The 382-nt window shown below is 46.6% G+C and carries 1 protein-coding gene; it reads right to left on the bottom strand.

Going from position 1 to position 382, the window contains the following annotated elements:
• Nucleotides 1-382, bottom strand: a 382-nt coding sequence (locus BTV99_RS12805; RefSeq protein ID WP_143507200.1) for a DEAD/DEAH box helicase family protein, incomplete at both ends; no start/stop codon positions are given.

The following is a 382-nucleotide window of genomic DNA, read 5'->3' as shown; positions in this document are numbered from 1 at the left end:
CAATAATGGCATAACGGCGCGACTTAAGCACACTAGAATCTTCGATAGCTTTGAGTACAAAGGGAAAGGTTTGGATAGTGACGATAATAATCGGCTGGGAGTTGACCAATGCTTCGGCAAGCTGCTCAGACTTTGAGCCGTCACCCTCTTTTCTATTGATCTTACCCACCACACCATCAGCATGTTCAAACTGATAAATGGTATCCTGCAACTGATCATCAAGTACGGTACGGTCAGTGATGACGATAACTGAGTCAAACTGCTCATCGCCGTCGCTGTTGTACAAGGTGGATAGCTGATGCGCTGTCCATGCGATAGAGTTAGACTTACCCGAACCCGCACTATGCTGAATGAGATACTTTTGACCTGCGCCCTCAGTAAT

The sequence above is a fragment of the Psychrobacter sp. Rd 27.2 genome (genome assembly GCF_001921755.1).
Lineage (GTDB): Bacteria > Pseudomonadota > Gammaproteobacteria > Pseudomonadales > Moraxellaceae > Psychrobacter > Psychrobacter celer.
This window is presented reverse-complemented; position numbering and strand designations above follow the sequence as displayed.